2 protein-coding genes are annotated in these 2,934 nt (G+C 73.1%); both read right to left on the bottom strand.

Translation table 11 applies throughout. From position 1 onward, the window contains the following. Positions 1-1,199, bottom strand: a 1,199-nt coding sequence (locus tag ABZ842_RS38715; protein ID WP_361548545.1) for a beta-ketoacyl synthase N-terminal-like domain-containing protein, incomplete at its 3' end; no start/stop codon positions are given. A gap of 20 nt (positions 1,200-1,219) precedes the next feature. Continuing rightward, positions 1,220-2,934 (bottom strand): SDR family NAD(P)-dependent oxidoreductase (locus ABZ842_RS38710; RefSeq protein WP_361548542.1); only part of this gene is annotated, 1,715 nt, incomplete at its 5' end.

The raw sequence follows: 2,934 nt of genomic DNA, 5'->3' as shown, positions 1-2,934 counted from the left end.
CGCATCGCCATCACCATCTTGATCACACCCGCCACACCCGCAGCAGCCTGCGTGTGCCCGATGTTCGACTTCACCGAACCCAACAACAACGGACGGTCCGCCGACCGCTCTTGTCCGTACGTCGCCAACAGCGCCTGCGCCTCGATCGGATCGCCGAGCGTCGTGCCCGTGCCGTGCGCCTCGACCGCGTCCACCTGGTCAGGGGTGAGTCGGGCATTGGTCAGGGCCTGTCGGATCACGCGTTCCTGGGCGGCTTCGTTCGGGGCGGTGAGCCCGTTGCTGGCGCCGTCCTGGTTGACCGCAGAGCCGCGGACCACGCCCAGGACCTGATGCCCGTTGCGCCGTGCGTCCGACAGCTTCTCCAGGAGCAGCAGCCCGACGCCTTCGGAGAACCCGGTGCCGTCGGCCTCGGCGGCGAAGGACTTGCAGCGGCCATCGGGTGCGAGACCGCGCTGGCGGGAGAACTCCGCGAAGGCGGTCGGGGTGGTCAGTGCGGTGACGCCGCCGACGACGGCAAGCGTGCACTCGCCCTGCCGCAGCGCCTGCACGGCGAGGTGGACGGCGACCAGCGACGACGAGCAGGCGGTGTCGACGGTGACGGCGGGGCCCTCCAGACCGTACGTGTACGCGACCCGGCCGGAGACCACGCTGGTGAGGGTCCCGGTGGTGGCGTACCCCTCGTAGCCTTCGGGAACGTGCGGCAGTCGCGTCATGTAGTCGCGGCTGGAGACCCCCGCGTACACGCCCGTGCGGCTGCCCTTCAGCGCGGCGGGGGCGATCCCGGCCCGTTCGAACAGCTCCCAGGAGACCTCCAGCAGCAGCCGTTGCTGCGGGTCCATCGCCATGGCTTCGCGCGGGGAGATGCCGAAGAAGTCGGCGTCGAACCGGGTGACGTCGGGCAGGAAGCCGCCGTCGCGGACGTAGCTGGTGCCGGGGTGGTCGGGGTCGGGGTGGTACAGGCCGGACAGGTCCCAGCCGCGGTCGGTCGGGAACGGGGTGATGACGTCGCGGCCGTCGGCCACCAGGTCCCACAGCCCTTCGGGCGAGGTCACGCCGCCCGGGTACCGGCAGGCCATGGCGACCACGGCCACGGGTTCGCGCTGCCGGTCCTCGGTGTCGCGCAGGCGTTGGCGGGTCTGGGCGAGGTCGGTCGTGACGCGCTTGAGGTAGTGGCGGAGCTTGTCTTCGGTGCCCGGCATCGATCGGTCCTCGTTCCCCATCAGGACGGCACTTCCCTGTCAATGAGTGCGAACAGCTCGTCGTCGGACGCGGCGTCGATGGCGTCGCCGTCCACGGTCTCCGCGGTCTCGTCCGGGTCGGCGGCCGGCCGGTCGCCCAGCCGCCACAGCAGCGCTTCCAGGCGGGCGACGAGTCTTTCGCGGGCGTCCTCGTCGTCCGGGTCGATGCGCCCCACGGCGTCCTCCAGGCGGCCGAGTTCGGCCAGGGCCGGCCCGGTCGCGGGGTCGGTTCCGGCGGGCGGTGCGAGTTCTTCGAGCAGGTGGGCGGCCACGGCGCTGGGGGTCGGGTAGCGGAAGACGACGGTTGCGGGCAGCCGCAGTCCGGTGGCTGCGCTGAGTTTGTTGCGCAGTTCGACGGCGGTGAGCGAGTCGAAGCCGACGTCCTTGAAGGGGGTGTCGGCGTGGATCGCCTCCGCTCCTGCGTGGCCGAGGACGGCCGCCGCGTGGGTGCACACCAGGTCCAGCAGGACGCGGTGCTGTTCGTCGGCGGGCAGTCCGGCCAGTCGGCGGGCCCAGTGGGGCGCTTCGGCGCCGGAGTCCGCGGCGGCGGTCCTTCGGGCGGTGACCGCGCGGGTGAGGGCCCGGAACAGCGGTGGCAGTGCCGCGGCGGGCTGGGCGGCCAGGGCCTGGGTGTCGAGTTCGACGGCGAGCAGCTGCGGGTTGCCGTGGCGCCAGCTCGTGTCGAACAGCGCGAGGCCGCGTTCCGTCGTGAGGGCGCCGATGCCGGTGCGTGCCATGCGTGCCCGGTCGGTGTCGGTGAGTCCGCCCGTCATGCCGCTGGCCTCGCCCCACAGTCCCCAGCCGACGGCGCCCGCTGCCAGTCCGGCGGCTTGACGGCGGGCGGCCAGGGCTTCGCAGTAGGCGTTGGCGGCGGCGTAGTTGGCCTGTCCTGGGCTGCCGAGGGTGGCCGCGCTGGAGGAGAACAGGGTGAACAGCCCGAGTGGCAGTTCGGCGGTGGCGGTGTGCAGGTGGTGGGCCGCGGCTGCCTTGACGGCCCAGACGCGGGCCAGTCGCTGCGGGTCCTGGGCCGCGATGACGCCGTCGTCCAGGGCTCCCGCGGCGTGGACCACGCCCGTCAGCGGATGGTCGGCGGGGACGTCGGCGAGCAGGCGGTTCACGGCGGCGCGGTCGGCGACGTCGGCCGCGACGAGGTGCGCGCGAGCGCCGAGTGCCGTGAGCCGTTCGACGAGTTCCGCCGCCCCCGGGGCCGCCGGGCCCTGTCGGCTGACCAGCAGCAGGTGCCGTACGCCCCAGGTCGCGGCGAGGTGTTCGGCGAGGTGGCCGCCGATGGTGCCGGTGCCGCCGGTGATGAGGACGGTGCCTTCGGGGTCGAGGGGCGGCGGCAGTTCGAGGACGACCTTGCCGATGTGGCGGGCGCGGCCGAGCCAGCGCAGGGCGTCGCGGGCGCGGGTCAGCGGCCAGGCCCGTACGGGTGCCGGTCGCAGGGTTTCGGAGGCGAACAGGTCGGCGAGTTCGGCGAGGATCTCGCCGATGCGCACGGGGCCGCCGTCGGGGATGAGGTCGTACACGCGGTAGTGGACGCCGGGGTGGCGGGCGGCCACGTCGTCGGGGTCGCGGTGGTCGGTCTTGCCCATCTCCAGGAACCGGCCGCCGTCGGTGAGGAGTCGTAGTGAGGCGTCGATGAACTCGCCCGTCAGGCTGTTCAGCACGACGTCCACACCACGGCCACCGGTCG

The organism is Streptomyces sp. NPDC047315 (genome assembly GCF_040643215.1).
Lineage (GTDB): Bacteria > Actinomycetota > Actinomycetes > Streptomycetales > Streptomycetaceae > Streptomyces.
The sequence above is the reverse complement of the archived record's forward strand: the minus strand, read 5'-3'. Positions and strand labels throughout refer to the sequence as shown.